The sequence below is a fragment of the Echinimonas agarilytica genome (genome assembly GCF_023703465.1).
GTDB lineage: Bacteria > Pseudomonadota > Gammaproteobacteria > Enterobacterales > Neiellaceae > Echinimonas > Echinimonas agarilytica.
Genome location: NZ_JAMQGP010000021.1, coordinates 1 through 1,225, shown reverse-complemented (window position 1 = coordinate 1,225; position 1,225 = coordinate 1). Strand labels below are relative to the sequence as shown.

Annotated in this window: 2 protein-coding genes; both read left to right on the top strand. The window is 46.6% G+C overall.

The window, feature by feature from the left end:
• Window positions 1–51 precede the first annotated feature (51 nt).
• Window positions 52–858: an ISL3 family transposase gene (locus tag NAF29_RS18075; protein WP_251263033.1), complete on the top strand. Its 807-nt coding sequence runs from the start codon at window positions 52–54 to the stop codon at window positions 856–858.
• A 17-nt stretch (window positions 859–875) separates the two neighbouring features.
• Window positions 876–1,225 (top strand): transposase (locus NAF29_RS18070; protein WP_251263032.1); only part of this gene is annotated, 350 nt, incomplete at its 3' end.

The window sequence follows — 1,225 nt, the reverse complement described above, 5'->3', positions numbered from 1 at the left end:
AAGGCCCTTCACCAGTTCTAGTGGGTAATCCTTTCAAGAAAGCGAAAAGCCATGCATGATTTAACCAATGCAATTTGGTTGGATTTATCCGTGGATCAACGAACGCTATACGAACGAATTCTCAAGCTTTCCTCTCCTTGGTTTGTCTCCGAAGTTCAGCTTGATGAACAGAGTGCCCAAATCATTGTTCACATTGAAAGAGATAAGTCAGTGGCTGCGCAATGCCCATCATGTGGCCAATCTGCACCTAAGTACGACACTCGGAGACGGTCTTGGCGCCATCTTGATACGTGCCAATTTCAAACCATCGTTGTTGCTGACGTTCCACGAGTGAATTGCCCACATCATGGTTGTCTTACCACCAAAGTCCCCTGGGCTGAAGATAAAAGCCGTTACACCGCGATGTTTGAAGGATATGTCATTCAATGGCTAAAGCAGGCATCTATTTACGCAGTCAGCAAACAAATGAAACTCAGTTGGAGTGCCATCGACGGCATTATGGCAAGAGCCGTTCAGCGAGGTTTAGCTCGTCGACATCAACTCGACACGAGACAACTAGCGGTTGATGAAGTGTCTTTCAAGAAAGGACATGACTATGTCACAGTTGTGTCTAATCATGCTGGACATGTCTTGGCTGTCACTGAAGGTCGCTCAGCTCAAAGTCTTGCGTCGTTTTACCAAACAATGACTCATTCGGAGCAAGCGCAAGTTCAAAGCATCAGCATGGATATGAGCCCTGCTTACTTAAAAGCGACTCGGGAGCATATTCAGCAAGCTCATCGCAAAATATCGTTTGACCATTTTCACGTTGTTCAAAAACTTAACGAGGCGCTTTGGTTACCCGCAAAGAGGAGCTGAAAACAGCTGATCTGAGCATGAGGAACCTCATCCATCGAAGTCGCTATCACTGGCTCAGAAATCGGCACCATTTGAAAGCTCATCACGGTGAACAACTGAATGCACTGACCGGCCACTTAGTCGACACATCCTTGGTTTGGTACTTCAAAGAAAAAGCGAGGGACATATGGAAAGGCAATCGAGTTCGTGGGGCCAAATCAGCTTGGCAAGAATGGATTGAATTGGCTTTAGTCGCCAATATCCCCGCTTTGACAAATGTCGCTAACCTCATCAAAGGCCGCTTGTGGGGAATTCTAAATGCGATGAGGCATCAAGTCTCAAATGGTTTAGCGGAGGCCCTCAACAGTCGCATAAGAACCATCAGAGT